Source organism: Arthrobacter sp. Y3223166, assembly GCF_059090935.1.
This window is the reverse complement of sequence record NZ_JBNHGE010000018.1, coordinates 1-25,983: the sequence shown is the minus strand read 5'-3', so window position 1 is coordinate 25,983 and position 25,983 is coordinate 1. Positions and strand designations below refer to the sequence as shown.

Below are 25,983 nucleotides of genomic sequence, written 5' to 3'. Positions count from 1 at the left end.
ATGACCTCCCCAGATCAGCCCGCGCTCACGGTGCAGGGCCTCGGCCTGCAGATCGGCGGCGCCCGCATCCTCGAGGATGTCGAATTCTCCGTCGCGACCGGAGAGATGGTCGGCGTGATCGGACCGAACGGTGCCGGCAAGACCACTTTGTTCAACCTCATCTCCGGCGTCCTGAAGCCGACGGCCGGTTCCATCACGCTCGACGGCAAGGACGTCACGTCGGCCTCGATCCACAGCCGCGCCCGCGCCGGCCTGGGCCGGACATTCCAGACCTCCAGCCTGTTCCCGCGGCTCAGCGTGCTGGAAAACGTCCGGCTCGCGGCCCAGGCAGCCCTCGGCGGAAGCGTCACGGTCTTCCGGTTCCCCTCGCGGACGGATTCCGCCACCGCCGCCGCGAAACAGAACGTGGCCGAGGTCGGGCTGGAGGACAAGCTGCACACCGCGGCCAGCGACCTCGCCCACGGCGACAAGCGCAAGGTGGAGATCGCCATGCTCCTGGCCGGCAACCCCTCGGTCATCCTGCTCGACGAACCGATGGCCGGAGTTGCCTCCGGCGACGTGCCGGGGCTGAGCGCCATCATCCGCCGGATGCACCGCGACCGCGGCTGCACCGTGATGATGGTCGAGCACCACATGGACGTGGTCCTCGGACTGGTCGACCGCGTGGCGGTCATGCACCACGGCAAGCTGCTGGCCATCGACACCCCGGACGCGGTGATGGCCAATCCCACCGTCCAGAGCGCCTACCTGGGAGAACCCGTATGAGCCAGCACCCGGAACGCCGCGCGGCCGCGCCGCAGGACGCTGCCCCGCCCATTGCGACGACGACCACCGCAACCGCCGCGGCCACGTCGCAGGCCGCGGCACGGCCGGACCGCCACGCCCGCCCGGTGCTGGAGGTCGCGGGGCTCAGCGCGCACATCGCCGGCCAGCAGGTGGTGGAGAACGTCAGCTTCTCCGTGCCGGCCACCGGAATCACCGCCCTGCTGGGCCGCAACGGCGTGGGCAAGAGCAGCACCATCAAGGCCATCATCGGGCTGATCTCCCGCAGCGGCAGCGTGACGCTGGACGGCACGCGGATCGATAAGGAAGCGACCTACAAGATCATCCGCCGCGGCGTGGGCTACGTCCCGGAGGACCGCGAGGTTTTCTCCAAGCTGACCGTGGCGGAGAACCTGCGGCTGGCCGAACGGGACGCCTCCCCGCGCCGGCAGCTGGTGGAGGAACTCTTTCCCGACCTGCTCAAGCGCGCCTCGCAGATGGCCGGGACGCTCTCCGGCGGGCAGCAGCAGATGGTCTCGCTGGCGCGTGCGTTGCTGAATGAGAACAAGCTGCTGCTGATCGACGAGCCGACCAAGGGCCTGGCGCCCAAGATCGTGCAGGAAGTCTCCGAGACGCTGGAGCGGGCCGCCGCAACGGTGCCGATCCTGCTGGTGGAGCAGAACCTGCAGGTGGTCCGCCAGCTGGCCGCCGGCGCGGTGGTGCTGTCCGGCGGGCGGGTGGTCCACACCACCGACAGCGCGCTGGATTTCCTGGACAACGAAGACCTGACCCAGCGGCTGCTGGGCGTCCACGCCGAAGGCGGGCACGACGACGAGGCCGGCCCCGCCGCCGGCGCAGACGGCCGGGACACGGCCCCCGCCGCCGTATCCCTTTCTGAGACCGGCACCGACCCGAACGGGGTGCACAAGTGAGTACCATCGTCCTGCTGACCGTCACCGGCCTGGGCCTGGGCGCGCTCTACTTCCTGGTGGCCTCCGGGCTGAGCCTGATCTACGGGCTGATGGGCGTGCTGAACTTCGCGCACGGCTCCTTCCTGACCCTGGGCGCATTCGCCGGCTGGGAAGTGGCCCGCCGCGCCGGCGCCGACAACTGGTGGACCTTCCTCGGCTCCCTCCTGGTGGGCGCCGTCGTGGGGGCCCTGTTCGCCGCCTTCACCGAGTTCGTGCTCATCCGCAAGCTGTACGAGCGGCACATCGAACAGGTCCTGGTCACCGTCGGCCTCTCGCTGGCATCGGTCGCGCTGTTCGACGGGATCTGGGGCACCGACCCGGTCTATATCTCCGGACCCGAATGGTTCAGCCAGACCACCAGAATCTTCGGCGCCGACATCGCGAACGATCGCTTCGTGGCCATCATCGCGGCGGTGTTCGTGCTGCTGGGCCTGGTGTTCTTCCTCAAGCGCACCCGCTACGGCATGATCATCCGCGCCGGCGTGGAAAGCCGCTCCATGGTCACCGCGCTGGGCATTGACGTCCGCAAGGCGTTCACGCTGGTCTTCGCCATCGGCGGCGCCGCGGCCGGCCTGGGCGGGGTGCTGGCCAGCCACTACTTCGGCTACGTCTCGCCGCTGCTGGGCGGATCGCTGCTGATCTTCGCCTTCATCGTCACCGTGATCGGCGGCCTGGGCTCGCTCACCGGCGCGGCCATCGCCTCGGTGGTGGTGGCGCTGCTGCAGCAGTTCGCGAACTTCTACCTCAACGGCACGGGTGACTTCGTCGTCGTCGTGGCCCTGGCCCTTGTCCTGCTCTTCCGGCCCTCCGGCCTGCTCGGGAGGAAATCATGACCACCAGCAAGACCGACCCGCAATCGGACGCGCAGCCGAATCCTGCCGCCGCAGCCGCCGGGCACCCCGAGACCCCGGGCAGCGGAGACAGGACGCCGCGGCGCGGACGGACGGGCAGGAACGACGGCGGGGCTGCTGCCGGCGGGGTCCGCGGGCTGCTCAAGTGGGCCGCCGGGGGAGCGGCCGTGGTGCTGCTGGCCCTGCTGCCGCTGCTGAACCTCTCCCTGCCGGGCGTGCTGCCCGGGCCCACCTACACCCCGGGTTCACTGCAGCTGATCGCCATGTGCATGCTGATGGCCGCCGCGGCGCTCAGCTACCACCTGCTGCTCGGTGTCACCGGCCTGCTGTCCTTCGGCCATGCGCTGTACTTCGGCGCCGGGGTCTACGGCCTCGGCGTCATCCTGGACACGTTCGACATCCCGCTGCTGCCGGCCATGGGCCTGACGCTGCTGCTGGTCATCGTTCTGGCCCACGTGGTCGGCGCGGTCGGCCTGCGCGTGACGGGCATCCCGTTCGCCATGGTCACCCTGGCCTTCGCGGAGGCCGGCCACGTGCTGGTGGGCCGCAACCCCGGCCAGGCCACCGGCGGCGAAGAGGGCCTGACCCTGGCCACCGAGAACCTGCCCGAGGCCCTGCTGGGCGTGGCCAACACCCGCAACCTGTACTGGCTGGCGCTGATCGTGCTGCTGGTGGTCTTCGCCGTCGTCAGCTGGGTGCAGTTCAGCCGGGCCGGCCACGTGGCCGCGGCGGTGCGCGAGAACGAGCTGCGCGTGCGGGTCATCGGGCTGCAGCCCTACCTGGTCAAGCTGCTGGTGTTCGTGGTCGGCGGGGTGCTGGCCTCGGCGGTCGGCATGGTCTACCTGCTGCTGCAGTCCGGTGCCGTCCCGCGCAGCCTCTCGGCCGACTTCACCATCACCCTGCTGGTCATGGTGGTGCTCGGCGGCGTGGGCTCGCGCTGGGGAGCGGTCATCGGCGGCGTCTTCTACACGCTGCTGGACCAGCGGCTGACGGCGCTGGCGCAGTCGGAGGCCATCGCGAACCTGCCGGACATCCTGCGGATCCCGCTTTCGGAGCCGCTGTTCATCCTCGGTACACTGTTCATCCTGGTGGTCCTGTTCCTGCCCGGCGGCATCACCGGCGCGGTGCAGCGGGCCACCCTCAGCCGCGGCCAGCGCCGCCAGGCAGCCGCCCGGCAGCGCGACATCCTGGAGAAAGCCGAGTGAACCTGCAGCCCCATCCGCCCGCCGGCGGCCTCCATACCCTCGGCCGCTGGACCGCCGACCGCGCGGTGTCCACCCCCGACCGGGTGGCGATCGACGACCGCGGGGTCAGCCTGCGCTACCGCGACCTCGATGCCCGGGCCGTCGCCCTGGCCGCGGGCCTGCGCGCCGCCGGGTACGGCGTGGGGGACCGGATCGCCACGCTGACCGGCAACTCCGCCGACCACGTGGTGCTGTTCTTCGCCTGCGCCAAGGCCGGCCTCGTGCTGGTCCCGCTGTCCTGGCGGCTGTCGCCCGGGGAGATCGCCGAGCAGCTGCAGCTGGCGGACCCGGCGCTGCTGCTGGTGGAGGATGAGTTCGACGCGCTGGCCGCCGCTGCCGCCACGATGCTCCCGCTGCCGCCGCGCACGGCGGCGCTGGGGCCCTCGGGGGTGGAGCGGCACGTGCCCGGCCCCACCCGCCGGCTGGACAGCACCGGGGCGCCCGTGCAGCGGGACGTGCGCGACGACGATGCCCTCCTGATGATCTTCACGTCCGGTACCGAGGGGCCGAGCAAGGCCGCCATCCTCACGCACGCCAACTGCTTCTGGACCAACCTCTCGCTGTCGCGGACCATGGAGCTCTCCAGCTCCGACGTGGTGCTGGCCGCGCTGCCGCAGTTCCACGTGGGCGGCTGGAACATCCAGCCGCTGTTGGCCTGGTGGACCGGCGCCACGGTGGTGCTGGAACGCACGTTCGACGCCGGCCGGATGCTGCAGCTGATCGCCGAACGCAGGGTCACCACCATGATGGGCGTCCCCACCCAGTACGCCCTGCTGGCCGAGCACCCCGGCTTCGCGTCCGCCGACCTGTCCAGCCTGCAGCACGCGATCGTCGGCGGGGCGTCGATGCCCGCGCCGCTGCTGCGGATCTGGCACAAGCGGGGCGTGGCCCTGAGCCAGGGCTACGGCCTGACCGAGGCCTCGCCCAACGTGCTCTGCCTGCCCAATGAAGACGCGGCCTCCATGATCGGCTACGCGGGCAAGCCCTACCCGCACGTCAGCGTGGCGGTAGCGGACCCGGCCACCGGCGAGATCCTCGACGGGGCGGCCACCGGTGAGCTGCTGGTCTCGGGGCCGGGCGTGTTCGCCGGCTACTTCCGGAACCCGGACGCCACCGCGGCGGCGCTCGCCGGCGGCTGGCTGCGCACCGGCGACCTGGTCGAACGCACCGCGGACGGCTTCTTCCGGATTGTGGACCGGATCAAGGACCTCTACATCTCCGGCGGCGAAAACGTGGCCCCGGCCCAGGTGGAGCAGGTCCTGCTCTCGCATCCCGCGGTGGCCGAGGCCGCCGTCGTCGGGGTTCCCGACGAACGCTGGGGCGAGACCGGGCTGGCCTACGTGGTGGTCCGGCCGGGCCGGATCACCGACGCCGAGGAACTGGCCGAGCACTGCCGGGCGCAGCTGGCCGCCTTCAAGGTCCCCGGCCGCTTCGCCTTCGTGCCGGCGCTGCCGCGCACCGCACTGAACAAGGTGGTCCGGGGGAGGCTGCGGGAGGCCGCCGTCCGCCCCGGCCGCCACCCGCTGACCGCAGGATCGGAGCAGGAATCATGAGCGCTGCACCACGCACCGCCCGGGGCACCCGAACGCGGGCCAAGCTGTTGGAGGCGGCCGAAGCGGTGTTTGCGTCGGTGGGCTACCACGAGGCCTCGATCGTCAAGATCACCGAGCAGGCCGACGTCGGGCTGGGCACCTTCTACCTCTACTTCGAGGGCAAGCAGGCCGTCTTCGACGAGGTCGTCGAGGACCTTAACCGGCGGGTGCGCCACGCGATGGCCGAGGCGGCGAAGTCGGCGGAGAACCGGCTGGAGGCCGAGCGGGCCGGGTTCAAGGCGTTCTTCCGCTTCACCGCCGAACACCCCGCGCTCTACCGGATCATCCGGCAGGCGGAGTTCGTGTCGCCCGGCGCCCTGCGGATGCACTACACGCGCATTGTCAACGGCTACATTGAGGGACTGAAGGCGGCGCAGGCCACGGGCGAGGTCCGTCCGATGGACCCGAACGTCGCGGCGTGGGCGCTGATGGGCATCGGCGAACTGATCGGCATGCGGTGGGTGCTTTGGGAGGACGACGACGGTGCGCAGCCCGTCCCGCGGGAAGTGCCCGACCACGTATTCGAAGAGATGATGCAGTTCATTGAGCGGGCGCTGGCGCCCGGACAGCAGACGACGGAAGGACCCACCCATGGCTGAGAAGACTCTGACGGGCCGCAGCGCCATGGTGACCGGCGGGGCCAGCGGCATCGGCGAGGCCTGCGCGCGGGCCCTGGCCGACCGCGGCGCGAAGGTCACCGTGGCCGACCTGGACGGCGCGGCCGCCGAACGGGTGGCGCAGGAGATCGGCGGGGTCCCGTGGCAGGTGGACCTCAGCGACACCCGGGCGCTGGAAACGGCGGCGGTGGACACCGACATCCTGGTCAACAATGCCGGGATACAGCGGATCAACCCCATCGAGGAGTTCGACCCGGAGGCCTTCAGGCTGATGCTTCGCCTGATGCTCGAATCCCCGTTCCTGCTGATCCGCGCGGCGCTGCCGGGCATGTACCAGCGCGGTTTCGGCCGGATCATCAACGTCTCCTCCGTGCACGGGCTGCGGGCGTCGGCCTACAAATCCGCGTACGTCTCCGCCAAGCACGGGCTGGAGGGCCTCTCGAAGGTCACCGCGCTGGAGGGCGGCGCGCACGGGGTGACCAGCAACTGCATCAATCCCGGGTACGTGAAGACGCCGCTGGTCGAGAAGCAGATTGCCGACCAGGCCCGGATGCACCAGCTGCCGCCGGAAGAAGTGGTGGCGAAGGTGATGCTCACCGAAAGCGCCGTCAAGCGCCTGGTCGAGCCGCACGAAGTGGCCTCGCTGGTGTGCTGGCTCGCGGGGCCCGACGCCGGCATGGTCACCGGCGCGTCCTACACGATGGACGGCGGATGGTCCAGCCGATGAGCGCCGAACCCGCAGCCCTGCCCTATGCCGCCCTGGACGTGCCGGTCCGCGGCGGTACCCTGCGCACCGGCGTGTGGGGACCCCGGGACGCCGAGGCGCCGGCCATCCTGGCCGTGCACGGCGTGACCGCCTCCCACCGCACCTGGGGCCTGCTGGCGCAGGAGCTCGACGGCGTGCGGGTGATCGCCCCGGATCTGCGCGGGCGCGGGCGCAGCAACGGGCTGCCCGGCCCGTTCGGCATGGCCGCGCACGCCGACGACCTAGCGGAGGTGCTCGCGGCGCACGGCGTGGGCCGGGCCGTCGTCGTCGGCCATTCCATGGGGGCGTTCGCCTCCGTGGTGCTGGCCCGGCGCCACCCGCGGCTGGTGGAGTCCCTGGTGCTCGTCGACGGCGGCCTGCCGCTGCAGGTGCCGGCGGGGCTCAGCGACGAGGAGGTCATCCAGTCGGTGCTCGGCCCGGCCGCCGAACGGCTGGCCGCGACGTTCCCCACCCGGGAGGCGTACCGGGACTTCTGGCGGGTGCACCCGGCGTTCGCCGAGCATTGGAACGCGCTGGTGGAGGACTACGTGGACTACGACCTCGCCGGTGAGCCGCCGCTGTTGCGGCCGGCGACGAATTACGAGGCGATGGCCCGCGACACCGCCGACCTGAACAGCGGCGCCGTCCTGATGGACGCGCTGGAATCACTCGCTGTCCCGGCGGTGCTGCTGCGGGCCCCGCGCGGCCTGCTGAACGAAGACGCGGGCCTGTACACGCCCGGATACGTGGACGGCTGGGCGCGCCGGCTGCCGGCGCTGCGGGTGCGCGAGGTCGCCGGAACCAACCACTACACCATCGTCATGGACCGCCCGGGCGCGGCGGCGGTGGCCAATGCGGTGCGCGACGCCATGGCCGGCCGGGCGGCGGGATGGGCCGCGGGCCAGGGGCCGGTCGGGTGAAACGACACACCGAACAAGCTGCAGGATAAACTCAAGACTGCGTGCCTATAGTCGAGAGGCTGAGGTTTCTTCCCCCAAGCACAAGCCCTCGTCCTCGGCCTGAGGCACAAAGTAGTCATGATTCGATTCGATAACGTCACGAAGATCTACGACCAGAACTCTCGTCCGGCCTTGGACAAGATCAGTCTGGAGATCGACCGCGGCGACTTCGCGTTCCTGGTCGGCTCGTCCGGGTCCGGGAAATCCACGTTCATCCGCCTGGTATTGAAAGAAGACCGCGCCACCCGCGGCTCGGTCTACGTCGCCGGCCAGAACGTGGCCAACATTCCCAGCTGGCGCGTGCCCAAACTGCGCCGCGGCATCGGCGTGGTGTTCCAGGATTTCCGGCTGCTGCCCAACAAGACAGTCTTCGCCAACGTGGCGTTCGCCATGCAGGTGATCGGGCGCAGCCGGGCGGTGATCCGCGAGACGGTGCCCGAAGTGCTCAAGACCGTGGGCCTGGAGGGCAAAGACCACCGCATGCCGCACGAGCTCTCCGGTGGCGAGCAGCAGCGCGTCGCCATCGCCCGCGCCGTCGTGAACAAGCCCGGGATCCTGCTGGCCGACGAACCCACCGGCAACCTGGATCCGACCACCTCGCTGGGGATCATGAAGGTGCTGGACCGGATCAACCAGAACGGCACCACCGTGGTGATGGCCACGCACGACAACGTGATCGTGAACGAAATGCGCAAGCGCGTAATCGAGCTGCGCGACGGCGTGCTGGTGCGCGACCAGTCCGAAGGCATCTACCTGGGCGAACCGGAGGAGGCCAAATGAGGCTGGCTTTTATCCTCGGCGAAATCGGTTCCGGCCTGCGCCGCAACCTGTCCATGGTGGTCTCCGTGGTGCTGGTGACTTTCATTTCGCTCAGCTTCGTGGGCGCGGCCGGCATGCTGCAGATGCAGATCAACCAGATGAAGGGCTACTGGTACGACAAGGTCCAGGTGGCCATCTTCCTGTGCGTCGACACTTCGACGACGGCCAGCTGCGCGGCCGGCCCCGTGACCGACGAGCAGCGTGCGGAAATCGAGGCCACGCTGACCAGTCCGGCCGTGGAACAGTACGTGGACACCTACCTGTACGAGTCGCAGGACGATGCCCTGGGCCACTTCCGCGACCAGTTCGCGAACTCGCCGATCGTGGACTCGGTGACGGCCGACCAGCTGCCGGAGTCCTTCCGCGTCTCGCTGGTCGATCCGCAGAAGTACGAGGTCATCAACGAGATCTTCTCCTCGCTGCCCGGCGTCGAAGTAGTCGTGGACCAGCGCGAGATCCTGGAAAAGGTCTTCAGCGTCATGAACATCGCCTCGCTCGTGGCGGTGGGCATCGCCGTCGTCATGATTGTCTGCGCCATCCTGCTGATCGCCACCACCATCAGGCTTTCCGCCTTCAGCCGGCGCCGGGAAACCGGCATCATGCGCCTGGTCGGTGCCTCCAAGGCCGTGATCCAGCTGCCGTTCGTGCTGGAAGGGGTGATCGCCGCCGTGCTCGGGGCGCTGCTGGCCTCGGTCACGCTGTGGGCCGTGGCGCACTTCTTCATCGGCGGCTGGCTGGCCAGCCAATACCCCGACACGGCCTTCATTTCCTCCAGCACCATGCTGGTGATAGGTCCCGCGCTGGTGCTGCTGGGCGCCGTCCTGGCCGGAATATCGTCCCTTTTGACCCTGCGCCGCTACCTTAAGGTCTAGACTCATGAAACGTGCACAGAACTTGACATTGGGGAGCCAGGCTGTGAGCCGTACTAAACCGCGGAAGAAATGCCTTCCGCAAGGGATTTTGAGTGCCGCCATGGCCGCCCTGCTCGCGTTCTCGCTGGGCTCCGCCGGCCCCGCCCAGGCAGACGACCTCGACGACCGCAAGGCCGCCCTCGACCAGGAAATCCAGCAGATCGAATCGTCGCTGGAGTTCCTCAACGCCGACATCGTCGAGGCGGTCAAGGAGCTGAAGCAGCACCAGAGCCGGCTGCCGGCGGCGCAGCAAAAGCTCTCCGAGGCCGAGGGCCGGGTGGACGCCGCCGCCAACAAGGTGGCCGCACTGGCGCAGCGCGTGGACCTGGCGCTGCAGACCAAGGACAAGATCAACCAGCAACTGGCCAGCGATGCCGAGGAGCTGGAGGAAACCAAGAAGGTCATCGGCCAGATTGCCACCCAGGCCTACAAGCAGGGCGGGGTGCCGTCCAACCTGTCGCTGTTCTTCGGTTCCGACGGCGACGCCAACCTAGCCAGCACCATCGACCTGGCCGACCAGGCGCTGCGCAGCCAAAACGCGGCACTGGACAAGCTGGCCCAGCAGAACGCCACGAATGTGAACTCCCGGGCGCGGCTGGAGGCCGTGGAGGAGGAAATCCGGGACCTGAAGGCGCAGGCCGAGGAGGCACTGGCGGCCGAACAGGTCGCCCGCGACGAGGCGGCCGCCGAAAAGCAGAAGGTCGACCAGCTGATCGCCGAGACCTCGGCGCTGTCGGACAGCCTGCAGGCCAAGAAGCCGCAGATCGAGCAGGAGCTGGCCAAGACCGAGCAGGCCCAGAACCAGGTGCTCTCGCAGATCAAGGAACGGCAGGAACGGCTCCGCCGCGAGGCGGCGGAGAAGGCCCGGCGCGAGGCCGAGGAGCGGCGCAAGGCCCAGGAAGCCTGGGAGCGGGAACAGGCCCGGATCAAGGCGGCACAGCAGGCGGCGCGCAACAGCGGCCAGCCGGTGCCGCAGCTGGTCCCGAGGGTGCCGCCGCCCCCGCCGGCCAGCCAGGCGCCGTCGTCCTTTGGCTTGATCAACCCGGTGAACGGGCCCATCACGTCCGGCTACGGCTGGCGGCCCACTCCGGCGGGCACCATGGACTTCTACGGCACCGGCGGCTACATGCACAGCGGGATCGACTACGGTTCCGCCTGCGGCACGCCGATCTACGCGCCGGCGGCGGGCACCGTGGCGCGCGCGGACAGCACGGTCTGGGGCGGCGGCAACAGCGTGACGATGAGCCACGGCGTGGTCGGCGGCAACGCGCTGGACACCAACTTCTACCACATGACCCGCTACGTGGTGTACGCCGGCCAGAGCGTCGGCCGCGGCCAGCTGATCGGCTATGTGGGCAGCACCGGCAACTCCACCGGCTGCCACCTGCACTTCGAAACCATCGTCAACGGCAGCTTCGTCAATCCGATGAACCTGCTCTAGGTTTCGCCGGCGGCACCCGGCGCGCTGCGGCTTATCCGGCCGTGACGCCGCTGCGGCTAATCCGGCGGTAACACCGCGGCGGCGCTCCTGCCGTGGCGCCGCTATAATGGAACGTTCCGACGACGAAGGAGTATCCCGTGCCCAGAGAAAGTGGCCGAAAGGTAGTGGCCACCAATCGAAAGGCCCGGCACGACTACCACATCATGGACACCTACGAGGCCGGCATGGTCTTGATGGGGACCGAGGTGAAGTCTCTGCGCGAGGGCCGCGCTTCGCTGGTGGACGGCTTCGCCATCTTCTACAACGATGAGCTGTACCTGGAATCCGTCTACATCCCGGAATACCTCAACGGCAGCTGGACCAACCATGCCGCCCGGCGCCGGCGGAAGCTCTTGCTGCACCGGGCCGAGCTGGAAAAGATTTCCCGCCAGACCAGGGAGTCGGGCTACACGATTGTTCCGCTGCAGCTGTACTTCAACGACGGCCTGGCCAAGGTGGAGATCGGCGTGGGCCGCGGCAAAAAGGACTACGACAAGCGCCAGACGCTGCGCGAGAAGCAGGACAACCGCGAGGCCCTGCGCGCCATGCGGGAAAAGAACCGCGGGGCCTGAGCAGCTGCTTCACCGCTGCCGCCCGCCATGCCGCGGGCGGGAGCCGCCCCTGTTCCTTCCGCTGCCGCCCCGCCATGCCGCTGGCCGGAGAGCCCTATGTGGCATCAGCCCGCCGTCAGGGACCGACGCACCAAGTCCAGCCACCCGGGTAGGCCGCCGCGGGCCAGCGCCTTCCGCTGGCGCTGCGCACCGTTGCCCTCCAGCCGCAGCCGTGCGGCCTGCTCGCGGACCCAGCCGCCGTCCCCGTGCTGCTCCAACGCCTCATCGATATGTCGCAGCAAGAGTTCGAGGACATCGTGCGCGGGCCAGAGGGTGGCCGAGTCCAGATGCACCAGTTTCTCCGACAACCCGAACCGGGCCGCCTGCCAGAGCGCCACGTCCAGGTGTTCCGGATGGAAGTTGGTGACCGGGCGCTCCGCGAGGACGGCGGCCTGCTCGGTGGCGACCAACGCGCGGACCAGCCCGGCCAGCAGCACGCTGTCGGCCGCGGTGAGCTGGCTGTCGGCGGCCCGGACCTCGATAGTGGGGTAGTGGTCGGCCAGCCTGGCCAGCCAGGAGAGGTGCCCGGGATCCGGGACCACCCCGGAGGCGTACAACTGTCGCACGCGGACGCCGTAGTCGTGCAGGTCCGCGAAGAACGGCGGACAGCCCTGGACCTGCCAGCGGCGATACATGATGGTGCGCCAGCTGGCGAAGCCGCTGTCCGCGTGCCGCCAGTACGGTGAGTTGGCTGCTACCGCCGTGAGCAGCGGGAGCCAGGGGCGCAGCCGGTTAAGGACCTGCAGCCGCACCTCCGGATCTGCCACTTCAATGTGGATGTGCATGCCCGTCACGTACTGGTCGGCGATCAGGGCCGGCGCACGCTCGGCGATGCTGCGGTACCTGGGGTTGTCGGTCACGGATGCCGGGCGCAGGTCGGCGTCGAAAATCACGCCGATGCCGGCCGCGGCCGCGCCCGTTGCGGCGGCGCTGAGGGCCAGCTCGTGACGGAAGTCCAGCAGGGCGTCCGCAGCTTCGGACAGCTGGCGGCAAACCGGGGTTGAGGTTTCAACCTGGCAGTCGAGCAACTCGTAGCTGACCCATTCCGGGGTGGTTCCCAGGCGCAGGGCGGCCCGCACCGCCGGGCCGGTCATCACCGGCAAGCCGGTGCGCGGGTCCATCAACAGGAATTCTTCTTCGATGCCGAACGTTGCCGGGGTGGACGCCGGCGGCGGCGTGCCTGGGGGCCGGCCCACAACCATGGTTCGAGCGTAAGTCCCGCGACCGCACGCTGGCTATGCCGGGTCGGCGGGAATAGACGGGCGCAAACATGGGTTACACTGGATGGTCCGGGACAGGTAACTGCCCGGCAGCAATGGTTATTTTGATAACTACATACGGGGATGACAGGTTTCGACGATGTTAGTCGCGCCAGGGGAAGCGGGCCGAGGATGCAGAGTTATCTCGGAAACGCTCTCTGCAAACCAATAAGTGCCGAATCTAAGCGCACTGACTTCGCTCTCGCTGCCTAAGTAGCATTGCAAGTCCGTCAGCCCGGGGTCGCTCTCGCCCCGGATGCTGGCGTCATTAAGAGGGCCACTGCTGAATACCTTCGCCGTTGGGGTATTCGGGACATTTAGACGGCTGGGCCCGGGTCAACCACCTGTTTGCGGGATGGTTGGGGCCAAGAAAACCCGAAGCAAACTGCGCCCGGAGAAGTCCTGGCAACACAACATCGGACGGGGGTTCAATTCCCCCCATCTCCACTATGTGATGAGTCGGGACATCCTTTACGGATGAGTCGGGTCATCGCTTACACCCCGGTCTTCGGACCGGGGTGTTTTCTTTTGTCTGGGTTGGTGGTTCCGGTCCGGATCTTCGACATGGCTCATGCTGGCACCCGGAGCAGGTAAACGGTGTCCCGACTCATTGGGAAACCATCACTGGAAAGTATGACGGCGAGCCACGCAGCTTTGGTCACCCCTGGTCGCCCGGACGGCTTTAGGATCGTGATGAATTCGAGGCCTTCGAGCGGCAGGAACAAGACGAGTGATCATGAATGAGCAGAGCGAGCCGGTCGACTTTCGCGCATCGGCCGAACTAATCCTTTCAGGCGACGCCGACGGTCTCTTCAACGCCGCGAATGACCTGCAGCAGATACCCGCGTCTGAAGCGGTCGAAGCCCTGTATCGACTAGCGATTGAGCACGGCGTTACGGAAGCACATCTCAACTACGGGACCTTCCTCGAAGGGCAGCATCGGACCATGCAAGCCTTGGAGCAATACGAGACGGCACATAGGGCAGGAGACCCACAGGCGGCGTTAGCCCTGGGGCAGGCCTACCTGAACCTTGGAAAACCGGCCGAGGCGATCAGATGGCTTAGCGACGCCGGTGAGAACCCTTTAGTCCCACTCCGGCTGGCCAGAGCATACCGAGCCGTTGGGGATGAGGGCTCCGCGGTTGAAATCCTGCGAAAAGGCAGCGAACTCAGCGCAGAGGCGGCCGTAGAACTGGTCACCACAACGGATCAGTTGGACCTCGACACATCGATTCAGCTCCTCGAAAGACACCTCGACACCGGTGTGGCTGATGTCCTGATCCCTCTAGCGGATCTCTATTCCAAGGCAGGCAGAAGCGACAAAGAAATCGAACTTCTGCGGCGCAGCCTCTCTGAAGGCGAACCGAACGCACTGCATAACCTGGGCTTGGCGCTCTGGGAATCGGGGCAAGCTAAGGAGGGTAGAGCGCTTCTCAAGCAGGCCGCGGGCCAAGGCGACCAACTATCAGCCCAAACCCTACGCGACATTCGCCGAGCCCACCGCCAAGTCAGGCCGAAAAGAGCCGCGCGGAGGAGATAAGGGGCGCAACCTCCGAGGAAGACACCGAACTGACAAGATGATGTTCAAGAGGCCTTGCTTGCGAGGGGTTCGCCGACAGCCCGCCTGTTGTCATCGAGGGCAGCCACGCGTACGGTCGAAACAGGCGGCCAACTGGTTTTGCCTGCTGTGAAGCCCTCTTTCGAGCCACCGGGAGCCTGGTTTCATTCTCTGAAAGGTGGCTCTCATGGAGTCGCACATCAAAACCCACCCCCATGCCCTTTCCATCGCGAGCCTCGATTCGGCCGTGTACTTGGGGCAAGGCACGAACCCGCATCTTGAAGGCCTTGAGGTACCCGGCCTGCCCACCGGCAAGTCGCCCGCGCAGAGGAGCATGCTGGCCGCCGTCCTGTGCAGATCCGGCGAAGTGGAAGCAGCCGAATGGGCTTTGGACCAGGCAAAGGCGGCCAGCGACGAGCAGATCATCGCTGCCCTCTCCTCAGGCTTGTCCGAAGAGGAGGTGGGGGAAGCGGCGGGTGTTTGCGAGTACGCGATCGCCGAGATCGTCGCCGCTCAGGCCCCGCCAAAAGCAAGCTGAGGCGAAGCCAGCCTGAGTGCAGCCTACGTGAGCTCAACATGGTATGAGCCGGTCCGGCGGGGGATCTTCCGCCCCGCCCGCCGCACCCAGGTGGCCGGACATGCTTCCTGGTCTGGGCCGGCCGGCGCTATCGAAGGCGCGCGGTGGAGAGCGAGTATCTGTTCGCCGTATCATACCCGGTCTTGGACCCGGTGACCCGCACCCTGATCGTGTCGAAGCGGTCCGTGGCGGTCAACCGGTAGGTCTTGCCGGTGGCGCCGCGGATGGCCGTGCCGGAGCGGTACCACTGGTACTTCAGGGTGGTGCCCGCCGTCCAGGTGCCCGGATACGCGGTCAGCGTGTAGCCCGTCCGCAGCGTGCCCTTGATGACCGGTGCGGACGTGCGCAGGGTGCCCTTGGCAATCGCAGACGTCTTGGCCGAGTACCGGTTCAGGCCGGTGTAGCCGCTCTTGGATCCGGTCACCCGGACGGAGATCTGCTTGCCGGCGTCGGAGCCGGTGAGCACGTAGGTGCGGCCCGTCGCCCGTGAGATCGCCGTGGTGCCGCGGTACCACTGGTACTTCAGCGTGGTGCCCGAGGTCCAGGTACCTGGGTACGCGGTCAGCGTGTAGCCGGGCCGCAGCGTGCCCTTGATGACCGGTGCGGAGGTGCGCAGGGTGCCCTTGGCAATCACGGACGTCTTGGCCGAGTGACGGGTCAGGCTGGTGTAGCCGCTCTTGGATCCGGTCACCCGGACGGAGATCTGCTTGCCGGCGTCGGAGCCGGTGAGCACATAGGTGCGGCCCGTCGCCCCAGAGATCGCCGTGGTTCCGCGGTACCACCGATACTTCAGCGTGGTGCCCGAGGTCCAGGCCCCGGCGCCGGCGGTCAACGTGTAGCCGACCTTGTGGGTTCCGCTGATCGTCGGCGTGGAACTGGCCAGCAAGCCCGGAGCGATCTTGGGCGTCGGCTCGGAGGTGTTGCTGCGGACGGCATAGCCCTCCTGTGACCTGCTGCCCGTCACGGTCACACTCAGCGCGGACCCCAAATCGGCCGGTACGGGGGTGTACGTATCGAAGGTGGCGCCGCTGATGGGCTGGTCGTTGCGGTTCCACTGGTAGCTCTCCACCGTTCCCTCGGGCCAGCCGCGGGTGTCCGCGCCCAGCCGGCGACCGACCAGGGGTTCCCCAGTGATAACCGGGACGAGGCTGAAGTCCAGGGACGAGGTGGCGTCGGCCAACCCGGTTCCGCAGCCTTCGGGGCAGGTGTCCGGAAGGGGACGGGACTTGAGTTTGAGGTGGTTTTCCAGCCGGGCCGGCGTCCAATTCGGACGTGCAGCAAGGATCAAGGCGGCCAGGCCGGCGACGTGCGGTGCGGCCATCGACGTGCCCTGGAGGTAGGAGTAGCCCTCGGCGCCCGGGGTGGTCGTGCCCTGGTTGTATGTGGAGACGATGCCGTTGCCCGCGCCGGTGCTCCCGTCGCCGCCGGGGGCGGTTACGTCGACCATGGCTCCGAAGTTCGAATACGGGGCGCGGTTGCCTTCGCGTCCGCTGGCCGCCACCGTGATGACGTTCTTGCAGTTCGCCGGGGTGGACAGGGAGGCATCCTGGTTCTCATTGCCGGCCGCCACCACGACGGCGGAGCCGGCGTTCACGGCGATGTTCACCGCTGACTGGAAGGTGGCGGAACACACCCCGGAGCCGCCGAGCGACAGGTTGATGACACGGGCCCGGTTTGAATTGAGCGGGACGTTTGGGACTTCGCCTCCTGCCGACCAGATCACGGCGTCGGCGATGTCGGACATGTAACCGCCGCACGCTCCGAGTGCGCGGACGGGAAGGATCTTCGCGCCGGGGGCGACGCCTGCGACTCCTTGCCCGTTGCCCGAGACGGCGGCAATGGTGCCGGCAACGTGCGTGCCGTGCCAGGAGGAATAGGAGGAGTCGTCGTACCCGCAATCACCGACGTCGTACCAGTCGCCTTCATCCCGGGGGTCGGCGTCCCGGCCGTCGCCGTCCCGGGCAATGGCCGGGTGAGAGATCATGTCGTAGCCGGGCAGCTCGTTCGCGTTAAGGTCGCTGTGATCGGTAATGCCCGTGTCGACGACGGCGACCGTGACGCCGTCGCCGCGGCTGACGTCCCAGGCTCCCGGCACGCGCATCCCGGCCTTGTCCTCGAAAAGGTCCCACTGCAGGCCGTAGTGCTCGTCGTTCGGGGCCGCCGCTGGCTGCATGCGCTGATCGGGTTCGGCGAATTCAACGCCCGGGTCAGCCTCGAGTCCGGCGATCAGTTCCCTGGCCTCGGAGTCGGCGAGGGGCTTGCCAGTGGTGATTACCCGGGCCCCGGTGGCGGTGCCGCGCAGTTCCTTCACGCTGACGCCCAGCTTCTTGGCGGTACGCCCGTAGGCTTTCCCCCTACCTGCGGAGCTGCCTCCGGCCTTGTCCGTGAACTTCACGATGAACCGGTCGGTCGGCACGTCCCGGGCGCTGAGGTATTTGCTCGGCGCGAGGGGCGGGTCAGACTCAGCGGTGGCCGAAGCCGGAACGACGGCGAGCGTTCCGCCGAGGACAGCGGCGGCGGTGAACGAGGCCAGTCCGGCGAGGAAGCGGCGGGGCAGGGGCGAAGGCATGGGTGTCATCCTTGCGGGCGGGGTCCCGGGAAGTTGGTGCAGGACGGACGGGATGCGACGTTGCGCCCACGCGGTTCAGTGTAACGATTATCCCCCGTGGTACGGTACAGCCCCTGACAAAGCTCGAACCGGTCACCACCCGGCCGTGGCGGAGTGTGACGGACTCCCGCCGGCCTGTAAAGACCTCACGCTGGTCTTAAGGCCAATCGGCGGCTATTCACCGCTTCCGCTTGCAAGCCCCTCGCCGCCGGATGTAACGGTTAAGTTGCAACATCCCCAACGATTGGAGCAACACATGTCATCGTTTGCTAAAACCAAGGCACGGCAGCTGGCCGCTGGAGTCTTCGTCGCAGGCGTGGTGACTGCCGGAGGCGCAGGAGCCGCTTCTGCTCACGAAACGCAGGATTCGTTCGTGGCCATCACGGCCGAGGACGTAACCATCGTGCCGGCCCCGGTCGAGGAAGCTGAACCGGTCGTCGAGGACGGTCCCGCGGAGGAAACCCCCGCTGAGGAGCCGGCTGCCCCGGCACCGGTCGAGGACGAAGCCCCAACCCCGGACGAGGGTGAAGAGCCCGTTGAGCCCGTCCCCGGGGAAGAGCCGGTAGAGGAGGTTCCGGTCGAGGAACCGGCTCCGGTGGAGGAAGAGCCTGCACCGGCCCCCATTGAGGAGCCGGTCGTGGAAGAGCCGGCCCCGGCTCCGGTTGAGGAGCCGACCCACGCCTGGCAGGCCGTGAAGGCCGAAACGGACGCCGCGTGGAAATCGGCGAAGGCCGAGGCTGATGCCGCGTGGAAATCCGCGAAGGCGGAGGGAAGCGCAGACTGGAAGGCCGTCAAGGCTGAAGGAAAGGCCGACTGGAAGACAGCCAAGGCCGAAGGAAAGGCCGTGTGGAAGACGGCCAAGGCCGCCGAGGAGGGCGTCGGCGAGGTCGAGTAATCCAGCCGGCTCCGCCATCGGGGGCGGCCTCCCTGCGGGGAGGCCGCCCCTCTGCGTGGAGCCGGCCGAGTCCGGCGCAGGGACCGGCGGCGATTCGGCTTTCTTCTAAACCTCTCGCCCAGCAGCGCCCGCCGCCAGGGGTCAGTCTCCGGGAAGCGCCACGTCGACGATTCCGGTGAACCTGGTGCCGATGCCGTCATACTCGCTGCGGACCCATCCCGCGGGCAGCTCGGGCAGCTCCGCGGGATCATGGTGCCGACAGTAAACATAGGTGAATTCGGGCCACCATTTCTTGGGCCGGGCAGACTCGGTAAAGCCGCACATGAAGCACCGCAGCGGTGTCCAGACAGGCCTCTTGCCCGTGCGATTGGCACGCGACTGGGCCAGCCAGGCCGGTGGGTCCGCGTCCATCGAGGCGAGTTCCTCCTCGGAGATGCGGGAGGGGATCCCGTGGCGTTTCGCCATCTCCGGTGGGATATCGAGGAACTGGGCTGCTTCGCGTCTGGTAATCATCACCTACCACCATGGACCGGGAGTCCAGTTGCAGCAACTTCGTGCAGTGCGCCTGCGCCGGGCGCACTGCTCCGCGCCCGTTTACTTCATCAACCTTGCGCCGCGCCGGTCAACCGCCTGGGTCTGGCGGTGTCCGTCGTGTCGCGGGCCGGGTTGCCGGCATAGATGGCGTTCTCCGGCACGTCTTCTCCCTTCATGAGCAACGAGTCGGCCTCGAGTGAGACGCCGTCGCCCACCACGGCGCCGTAATTGACGAAGGACTCGACGCCAAAGGAACACCGGTTTCCCACCGCGATGTAGTCCGACTTGAATGTACCGTCTTCCATTGAGTGGCCTTGAAGGGCCGTGCCTTCGTTCAGGGCGCAGTCGTCGCCGATTGAGACAAGTGTTTTCTCGGGGATGTTGCAGCCGGCGTCGTAGAGACGCTTGCCCACCCTGACGCCGAGCATCCTCCAGACGAGTGATTTGAAGGGCGTGCCGTTGAAGGGTGGAGTGGCGAGCATCTTCCACAGACGTTCATGGTGCCAGAAGTACGGGTCGTAGATCGAGCAGTACTGCGGCTTCAACCTGCGGAAGCCCATCACCAGGCGCTCGACGAGGACGGACAGCAGGACCAGGTAAATGACGAAGCCCAACGTTCCTACGGCAACCGCCAACGCGCCGAATTCATCGTAGATTGTTACGGAGGCTGCGGCGATGAGCGTCCCGGAGAAAAACAGGAACCAGCGCACACCGAGGAAGATTCCCATGGACGCGATATTGTGGCGGTTTTTGGCCGGCAGCCGCCTGTTCTTCGCCTCTTCGATCTTTAGCTCATCGAACCGGCCGTCCCGCTGAACGGAGCGCGGAATCTCGAACGGAGGGGATCCCAGCAAGCCGGTATTTTCCCGGATCGGGCCGTCGACCGGGATCATGACCTTGGTTGCCAGCAAGACGTTCTCGCCAACCCGTGCCTCGAGCGGGAAGGTGAGGTCGTTTCCCAGAAAGTTGCGGCCCGCGATCCTGACACGGGACAGCCGGAACGAGGTGCTCGAGTAATCGGCGTTCATCATGTTCAGGCCGTCGGAGACCATGGTCCCGTATCCGATGGTATTCAGGTAGGGCGAATCGTGTGACACCTCGGGGCCGAAGTTCGACCCTGTCTGCTCCACCTTCTTGCCGAGGTTGTAGCCCAGTGCCTTCAGGTAATGCACGATGTACGAGCTGTCGCCGAAAACATCCTTGTACAGCTTGACGTTCGTCAGCCCGGCAACCATCCGCTGGAGCGTGAAATGCACGCCGTACAGCGGGTAGACCTTGTCCGGCTTGAGAGCGAGGTTCAGGAGCCGGGGGATGGTCAGGACCGCGATGAGGCCGCCGAAGAAGGAGGCAAGGAACAGGGTCAGGGTGATGAGCAGGGTGTCGAGGTAGAAGAACGGATTGTCCATTTTCAGGTGTTCGCTGTCGAGATAGGGCGGCAGCAGCGCTGACAGGCCGATGAGTCCGACCGGCGCGACCAGGACCAGCCGGTTGAAAAGCTGCAGCAGGGTGAAAATGACCCTGCGGCGGGTGCTGCAGCGTACCGGCGGAACCCTGAGGTAGTTCGTTGCCGTAGGGACCGCGGGGGAGCCGTGCCAGCGCTGACCGTCCGGTACCGCCTGGCCCGTCTGCAGCGAGGACGCATAGCCCAGCTGAGCGCCGTCGCCCATGGCCGTGTCGATGTCCAGCGTCGTCTTTTGCGACACCAGGACATCGCGGCCAAGCGTTACCGTGCCCGTTTCGATGACGCCGCTGCGGGCGCGGTAGGCGAGGAAGAATGAATTTTTGTGAATGACCGTGCCGTCGCCGATGCTGACCAGGTCGGTGCATACCGGCACCATGCGCGAGAAAATGGCAACGCCCTTGCCGATTTTTGCCCCGAGCGCCCGGAGGTAGAGAACGAAAAGGGGCGAGCCGACGAACAGAACGAGGGGATTGCTCCGATTGAGCGTCTTGACGACCCAGAACCGGATGTAGGCCCAGCTCCACAGGGGGATGTCCTGACGCTTCCAGCGGCCGACCAGAACCCATTTCAGGACAATAGGGGTGACGGACAGTATCAGGAACATCGCGGCGCCGAATCCGACGGATCGCAGCCACATGTCGATCAAGCCGGTTCCATCGGAAACCCAAACGAACGACATGACGAGCAAAGAGGCAGCGTAGGTGGTGTAGCCCAGGAAGAACATCAACTGCGCGACGCCGCACAAGATATGCCGGAGCGCGCTGGGCGCAGGCCGCAGGGCCGGCTCCGTCTCGCCCGCAGGGGTTCCCGACGGCTCGGCCGCGGCCTGGGCTGCCGAGAGGACGACGGCGAGCCGGCGGACAGTCGGATGCTGGTAGATGTCCTGCATGGCCACCGGCGGCAGCGCAGCCCGGCGCCGGACGGCGGCCGAAAAACCGGCCATGAGCAGCGAATTGGCGCCGAGATCGTTGAAAAAGTGTGCCGTGGCGGAGACTTTCTCCACGCCCAGGACCCCCGCGAGGCAACCGGCCAGTATCTCCTCCGCCTCCGTTGCCGGTGCGCTGTACTCGTGAGTGCCGCCGGTGAGCCGGGGTTTGCCGGGCTGCGGCAGCTTCTTCCGGTCGGCCTTGCCGCTGGGCATGACGGGGATTTCGGTGCAGCGCTCGAGGTAGGCCGGAACCATGTAGCCGGGCAGGGTCTCGCTCAGTTTTTCGGCGATGCCGGCCTCGTCGACCGCCGCGGTGTCCTGGCGCAGTGTGTAGTAGGCGACCAGCTCCACGAGTCCGGGGGATGGCTCGTAGGTGCTCACTACCGCCTGGGCGATGCCGGGCACCTGCAGCAGGACGGACTCGATTTCAGTAAGTTCGATGCGGTAACCACGGACTTTGACCTGCGTATCGATCCGGCCGTGGTACTCGATGGTTCCACCCTCGGTGAACCGCCCCAGGTCGCCCGAGCGGTAGATCCGGCCTGAGGGATTGTTATCGATGCCAAGGAAGTCGTGGATAAAGGCCCGCTCGGTCAGATCGTCACGGTTGATGTATCCGCGGGCCAGCCCGATCCCGGCGATCCCGATTTCGCCCAGTTCCCCCGGTGGCAGCGCTCGCGGTTCATCCGGATCGAGGACCACCACCGAGTACGTGGGCAGGGGAGTGCCCAGGGTCACCGGTTTGTCCGGATGGACCGCGTCCCAGGTCGCAGTGACGGTTGCTTCCGTTGGGCCGTAGACGTTCAGGAACCTGCGGCCCGGCCGGTGCCATCGGGTAATGAGGTCACGCGGGCAGGCCTCGCCGGAGACCAGTAGGAACCGCAGGTCGGGCAGGTCCTCGTCGAGGGTGGCCAGCAGCGTTGGAACGCAGCACATGGCGCTCACCCGCTGGTCCCGCAGGAACTGGCCCAGTTCCATGCCAAGCAGGCTGACGCCGCCGGGCTTGGGCACCAGGGTTGCGCCGACCATCCACGGGACCCAGATCTCCTCCACCGAAAAGTCGAAGGCGATCGTCATCCCTTGGTAGACGCGGTCCGTCGGCTGGTAACCGTAGACTTCGGCTGCCACGAGCACGAAGTTGCAGATGCTGGGATGGTCGATGGCCACACCCTTGGGGCGGCCCGTCGAGCCGGAGGTGTAGATGATGTAGGCCAGGTCGCCCGGTGGCCCCGCCTGTTCTCCCCGGGGCAGCCGCGAGGAATCCTGCGCGGCCACCAGCGGGTCCTCCTCGTCGAGGCAGAGGATGGTCGCACCCGTTTGGGGCATCCGGTCACGAAGGTGGGACAGCGACAGGACAAGCCTCACGCCGGCATCCTGAACAATGTAGGCCAGACGGTCGGAGGGGTATCCGGCGTCCAGCGGGACATATGCGGCACCGGCCTTCAAGACCGCCAGAATGGCCGTGTAGGACCGGGTGGGCTGGTCAAAGAGCAGCGCGATCCGGTCGCCCGCCCGCGTGCCGCGCGAGATCAGGTACCGCGCAAGCTGGTTCGCCCGGGCGTCGAGCTGATCGTAGGTCAGCGACGACCCAACGCCGTCGACGGCGAGCCGTCCCCCCTCGCCGTCGCGCCGCAGTTCGTCGCAGCGGTCTTCGAAGAGCCGTTCCAGCCTGTCCCCATCGTGCCAACGTACCCTTCCGTTGCCGGGGGCGCCGGTGAGGATGGTGCTGGCAGCCTCGGCACGGCTGGAAGATTTCGGCCGGTGGCTTGTCTCGGTCAGGCGGCGCCGGGCGCTGCGCCCTGCCGGAGCGCTCATGCCGCTCCCCGCTGTCCCGGTTGCCGGACCGCCTGTACCAGGAAGCCGCAGGCGGCGTGCGTCTCTTGGGCGGGCGTGGGGAAGTGCGCATGTGCCGCCATGGCAGTCCTCCTAGCCTCGGGAGTCGACGACGTGCCGGGCAGTGCGTCGAGCCATGTGCGACGGTCTAGCCATGTGCGACGACGGGCCCCTAGACGACATTGGACGACGTCCGGTGTTACGGCGGCGTTACCGGGCCGACTGCCGCCGACGAGGGCCGCATTGACAACGTTGCACACGGTGGGAAGCTGTAATCGGGGAGAAGCGGGGCAGTTGCTTGGGGGCTACTTGATGCCCTTGGGGGAGGGCACGGAAATGAATGCAACAGAACGCCCGTGGGAGGTCCAACTCCTGGGGGGATGGCAGATTCGCCAGGGAACACTTCCCGTCAGGGTCACCATCCGGCAGCAGCGCCTGATTGCAGCCCTGGCCCTTCACGGCAGCGAGCCACGCGCGTTCCTGGCCGGCCTGCTGTGGCCGGACAGTTCGGAGAGGCAGGCGGCGGGTAGCCTGCGGGAGGCGATCTGGATGATTTCCCACCAGTTGCCGGGACTGCTGGAGGAGAGCAGGGATCCGCTGGCACTCGCTCCGGACGTCACGGTGGACGTTCACGAAGTCCGCCGGCGGCTGGCCGCCCTCGACGGGGACCGCGGGGTTGGCCAGCGGCCGGCCCTGCTCGACCTGCTGCGCACGGCCGAACTGCTGCCCGGGTGGTATGAGGATTGGGTCATGGCCGAGCAGGAGCGGTGGAGGCAGCTGAGGCTGAAGGCCCTGGAACGCCTCGCCGGCCAGTATCTGGAGCGCGGTGAGATCGACCGGGCGACGGACGCAGCGGGAATCGCCGTCGCCATTGAGCCGCTGCGCGAAAGCGCGCAGCGGCTGTTGCTCCAGGCGCAGATCGCCGAGGGCAATTATGCGCAGGCGCTGCGGGCGTTCGAGGCCTTCAGTTCCCGGCTGCGGAAGGATTATGGGGTGGAGCCTTCGGCCAAGATCATGAACCTCATCGCACCCCTGCTCGCGCCGCCGGCTGCGGCGGACGGCAGATCGGGGCCGGGCAGCCGGCCGCCCGCCTAAAAGGACCAGTGCGCCGCGGGCTATGGCTCCGCGGTCAGGGACGAGGCGTACAGATCCATCAGCGCCGGCAGCCCGCCGGATTCCATGGCCCTGCGCTGCCGGTCGGCGCCGGTGCCCGTGGCGAAGAGCCGCTCGATGCTGGCATCCACCCACGCCGAGTCGCCCTCTGCCTCGAGTGCGGGCCGGATGTAGCGCAGCAGCATGCCCACCACATCCCGTGCCGGCAGCAGCACGCCGGACTCAGGATCCACCAGCCGGTCGGACAGGCCCTGCCGTCCGGCCTGCCAGACGGCGGCGTCCAGAAGCTCCGGCTCGGGTTGCAGGAAGGACCGGGAGGAAGCCTCATCGGTCAGCACCGTGGAGATCAGTCCCCGGACAACCGCCGCGATCAGCACGGAGTCCTGGGCCTCGAGCTGCACGTCGGCGGCACGGACTTCAAGGGTGGGGTAGCGGTCGGACAGCCGTGCCAGCCACGTAATAACGCCCCGGTCGATGACCACGCCGGAGTCGACCAGGCGCTGGATCCGGCGCTCGTAGTCCGCCGCGTCGCGGAAAACCGGCGCGCAGCCCTGGATGGGCCAGCGGCGGTAGTGGACGATCCGCCAGCTGCCGAACCCGCTGTCCCGGTCCAGCCAGTACGGTGAGTTGGCGCCCAGCGCCACCACCGCCGGCAGCCACGGCCTGATCCGGTTCAAGGCCTGCACCCCGGCCTCCTTGTCGGGGACGGACACATGCACGTGCTGGCCGTTGACGAACTGGTCGGCCACGATGCCCTTCGCGCTGGCCTTGAGCTGGTGGTAGCGCTCCTTGTCCGTGACCTCGGGGTAGTCGTCCTGGATCCGCGGGGCCGTGCCCGTGGCCGCCGCACGCACGCCGGTCTTGCGGGCGGCGGTATCGAGCTCGCGGCGGAAGTTGAGCAGCGATTCCTCGGCCTCGGTGAGCGTGGAGCAGACCGCGGTGGCCGTTTCAATCTGGCAAGTGAGCAACTCCCGCTGGATCTCATCCCTGGCTACTTGTACCGAGCCTTCCAGGTTTTCGGCGACCCTGTCCGCCACCGGGGCGGGTAAGCCGGTGGCCGGATCCAGCAGCAGGTATTCTTCCTCAATTCCCAGAGTTGCCATGGGGCACCTTTCTTCTGCCGACGCTCAGACAAGCCGAGCCTAACCGATCTGCGGGCGGTCATGCTCACGGCCGGGACCGCCCGAACCCTGCCGGCCAGCCGTCTGGCGAGGGGCACGGATTGCTCAGGACAGTGGCACGGTCAGGCCAGTTGCCGCGAGCCCGAGCGCCGCGGCGGCGGTGCCCAGCAGCAGGTTCGCCGCGAGATTGACGGCGGCGGCGCCCGCCCGTCGCTCTGCCCACAGCTTAACCGTGGCGACGGTGAAGGAACTGAAGGTGGTCAGTCCGCCGGCCAGGCCGCTGGCCAGCGCCAGTCGCCAGGGCTCGGCCAGGCGCCACGTTTCCGCCAGGCCCGGCTCCTGGCCCACCACGCCGCCGGCGACGAGCCCGAGGATGAACGACCCGGTGACATTGACCAGCAGGGTGGCCCAGGGCCAGTGCTGCTCCGGCCGCCGGCGGACTGCCTGCCGGCGGGCGAGCCAGGTGTCGGCGGCGAAGCGCAGCAGGGCTCCGGCGGCGCCGAACAGCCCGACGAGCAGCGCCGTCACGAGGC

General features: G+C 67.7%; 22 protein-coding genes and 1 other RNA gene. 17 read left to right on the top strand and 6 right to left on the bottom strand.

Annotated features, from left to right (window positions below):
- The 12 genes from AC5RUH_RS09940 (at nt 1) to smpB (ending at nt 11,523) form a co-directional block, all read left to right on the top strand.
- A complete protein-coding gene (locus AC5RUH_RS09940; RefSeq protein WP_494128503.1) occupies nt 1-765 on the top strand; it encodes an ABC transporter ATP-binding protein in 765 nt (254 codons plus the stop codon).
- The gene (locus tag AC5RUH_RS09935) at nt 762-1,694 is read left to right on the top strand and encodes an ABC transporter ATP-binding protein (RefSeq protein ID WP_494128475.1); all 933 of its coding nucleotides are present in this window, start codon (nt 762-764) and stop codon (nt 1,692-1,694) included. Before AC5RUH_RS09940 ends, AC5RUH_RS09935 begins: the two co-directional genes overlap by 4 nt.
- Nucleotides 1,691-2,566 carry a branched-chain amino acid ABC transporter permease gene (locus AC5RUH_RS09930; protein WP_494128474.1) on the top strand — a complete coding sequence of 292 codons (876 nt, stop codon included), beginning with the start codon at nt 1,691-1,693 and terminating at the stop codon, nt 2,564-2,566. Before AC5RUH_RS09935 ends, AC5RUH_RS09930 begins: the two co-directional genes overlap by 4 nt.
- Complete coding sequence (locus tag AC5RUH_RS09925) at nt 2,563-3,789, top strand: branched-chain amino acid ABC transporter permease (protein ID WP_494128473.1); 1,227 nt, start codon at nt 2,563-2,565, stop codon at nt 3,787-3,789. The genes AC5RUH_RS09930 and AC5RUH_RS09925 overlap by 4 nt, the downstream gene beginning before the upstream one ends.
- The gene (locus tag AC5RUH_RS09920; protein ID WP_494128472.1) at nt 3,786-5,381 is read left to right on the top strand and encodes a class I adenylate-forming enzyme family protein; all 1,596 of its coding nucleotides are present in this window, start codon (nt 3,786-3,788) and stop codon (nt 5,379-5,381) included. Before AC5RUH_RS09925 ends, AC5RUH_RS09920 begins: the two co-directional genes overlap by 4 nt.
- Nucleotides 5,378-6,019 (top strand): TetR/AcrR family transcriptional regulator, encoded by a 642-nt coding sequence (locus tag AC5RUH_RS09915; RefSeq protein ID WP_494128471.1) that lies wholly within the window; start codon nt 5,378-5,380, stop codon nt 6,017-6,019. The genes AC5RUH_RS09920 and AC5RUH_RS09915 overlap by 4 nt, the downstream gene beginning before the upstream one ends.
- Nucleotides 6,012-6,764 (top strand): 3-hydroxybutyrate dehydrogenase, encoded by a 753-nt coding sequence (locus AC5RUH_RS09910; RefSeq protein ID WP_494012472.1) that lies wholly within the window; start codon nt 6,012-6,014, stop codon nt 6,762-6,764. The genes AC5RUH_RS09915 and AC5RUH_RS09910 overlap by 8 nt, the downstream gene beginning before the upstream one ends.
- Nucleotides 6,761-7,702: an alpha/beta fold hydrolase gene (locus tag AC5RUH_RS09905; protein ID WP_494128470.1), complete on the top strand. Its 942-nt coding sequence runs from the start codon at nt 6,761-6,763 to the stop codon at nt 7,700-7,702. Before AC5RUH_RS09910 ends, AC5RUH_RS09905 begins: the two co-directional genes overlap by 4 nt.
- A gap of 117 nt (nt 7,703-7,819) precedes the next feature.
- Nucleotides 7,820-8,521, top strand: a complete 702-nt coding sequence (gene ftsE / locus AC5RUH_RS09900; RefSeq protein ID WP_493979073.1) for a cell division ATP-binding protein FtsE — start codon at nt 7,820-7,822, stop codon at nt 8,519-8,521.
- Nucleotides 8,518-9,432, top strand: coding sequence for a permease-like cell division protein FtsX (ftsX, locus tag AC5RUH_RS09895; RefSeq protein WP_493979072.1), 915 nt, complete (start codon nt 8,518-8,520; stop codon nt 9,430-9,432). The genes ftsE and ftsX overlap by 4 nt, the downstream gene beginning before the upstream one ends.
- Nucleotides 9,433-9,532: 100 nt before the next feature.
- Nucleotides 9,533-10,912 carry a peptidoglycan DD-metalloendopeptidase family protein gene (locus tag AC5RUH_RS09890; RefSeq protein WP_494000181.1) on the top strand — a complete coding sequence of 460 codons (1,380 nt, stop codon included), beginning with the start codon at nt 9,533-9,535 and terminating at the stop codon, nt 10,910-10,912.
- 137 nt (nt 10,913-11,049) lie between these two features.
- Nucleotides 11,050-11,523, top strand: coding sequence for an SsrA-binding protein SmpB (smpB, locus tag AC5RUH_RS09885; protein WP_494000180.1), 474 nt, complete (start codon nt 11,050-11,052; stop codon nt 11,521-11,523).
- A 104-nt stretch (nt 11,524-11,627) separates the two neighbouring features.
- Here smpB and AC5RUH_RS09880 read toward each other — a convergent pair whose 3' ends face one another.
- Nucleotides 11,628-12,764 carry a carboxylate-amine ligase gene (locus AC5RUH_RS09880; RefSeq protein ID WP_494128469.1) on the bottom strand — a complete coding sequence of 379 codons (1,137 nt, stop codon included), beginning with the start codon at nt 12,762-12,764 and terminating at the stop codon, nt 11,628-11,630.
- A gap of 137 nt (nt 12,765-12,901) precedes the next feature.
- Here AC5RUH_RS09880 and ssrA point away from each other — a divergent pair.
- The 3 genes from ssrA to AC5RUH_RS09865 all read left to right on the top strand — a co-directional run bounded on the left by ssrA (nt 12,902) and on the right by AC5RUH_RS09865 (nt 14,917).
- Nucleotides 12,902-13,271: a transfer-messenger RNA gene (gene ssrA / locus AC5RUH_RS09875) on the top strand.
- Between the two features lie 286 nt (nt 13,272-13,557).
- Nucleotides 13,558-14,361, top strand: coding sequence for a tetratricopeptide repeat protein (locus AC5RUH_RS09870; protein ID WP_494128468.1), 804 nt, complete (start codon nt 13,558-13,560; stop codon nt 14,359-14,361).
- Between the two features lie 205 nt (nt 14,362-14,566).
- The gene (locus tag AC5RUH_RS09865; protein WP_494128467.1) at nt 14,567-14,917 is read left to right on the top strand and encodes a hypothetical protein; all 351 of its coding nucleotides are present in this window, start codon (nt 14,567-14,569) and stop codon (nt 14,915-14,917) included.
- Between the two features lie 127 nt (nt 14,918-15,044).
- Here the strand turns inward: AC5RUH_RS09865 and AC5RUH_RS09860 are convergent, their stop codons facing one another.
- Nucleotides 15,045-17,525 (bottom strand): S8 family serine peptidase, encoded by a 2,481-nt coding sequence (locus AC5RUH_RS09860; protein ID WP_494128466.1) that lies wholly within the window; start codon nt 17,523-17,525, stop codon nt 15,045-15,047.
- 295 nt (nt 17,526-17,820) lie between these two features.
- Here AC5RUH_RS09860 and AC5RUH_RS09855 point away from each other — a divergent pair, with 295 nt between their 5' ends.
- Nucleotides 17,821-18,459 (top strand): hypothetical protein, encoded by a 639-nt coding sequence (locus tag AC5RUH_RS09855; protein WP_494128465.1) that lies wholly within the window; start codon nt 17,821-17,823, stop codon nt 18,457-18,459.
- A gap of 141 nt (nt 18,460-18,600) precedes the next feature.
- On the opposite strand, the gene AC5RUH_RS09850 is transcribed toward AC5RUH_RS09855, so the two are convergent.
- Both AC5RUH_RS09850 and AC5RUH_RS09845 read right to left on the bottom strand, forming a co-directional pair.
- A complete protein-coding gene (locus AC5RUH_RS09850; protein WP_494128464.1) occupies nt 18,601-18,972 on the bottom strand; it encodes a hypothetical protein in 372 nt (123 codons plus the stop codon).
- A gap of 89 nt (nt 18,973-19,061) precedes the next feature.
- Nucleotides 19,062-23,198: a Pls/PosA family non-ribosomal peptide synthetase gene (locus AC5RUH_RS09845; protein WP_494128463.1), complete on the bottom strand. Its 4,137-nt coding sequence runs from the start codon at nt 23,196-23,198 to the stop codon at nt 19,062-19,064.
- Between the two features lie 354 nt (nt 23,199-23,552).
- On the opposite strand from AC5RUH_RS09845, the gene AC5RUH_RS09840 reads away from it, so the two are divergent.
- A complete protein-coding gene (locus AC5RUH_RS09840; RefSeq protein ID WP_494128462.1) occupies nt 23,553-24,311 on the top strand; it encodes an AfsR/SARP family transcriptional regulator in 759 nt (252 codons plus the stop codon).
- A 20-nt stretch (nt 24,312-24,331) separates the two neighbouring features.
- Here AC5RUH_RS09840 and AC5RUH_RS09835 read toward each other — a convergent pair whose 3' ends face one another.
- Nucleotides 24,332-25,432: a carboxylate-amine ligase gene (locus tag AC5RUH_RS09835; RefSeq protein WP_494101620.1), complete on the bottom strand. Its 1,101-nt coding sequence runs from the start codon at nt 25,430-25,432 to the stop codon at nt 24,332-24,334.
- Nucleotides 25,433-25,555: 123 nt separating this feature from the next.
- Nucleotides 25,556-25,983 (bottom strand): fluoride efflux transporter FluC (locus AC5RUH_RS09830; protein WP_494128461.1); only part of this gene is annotated, 428 nt, incomplete at its 5' end.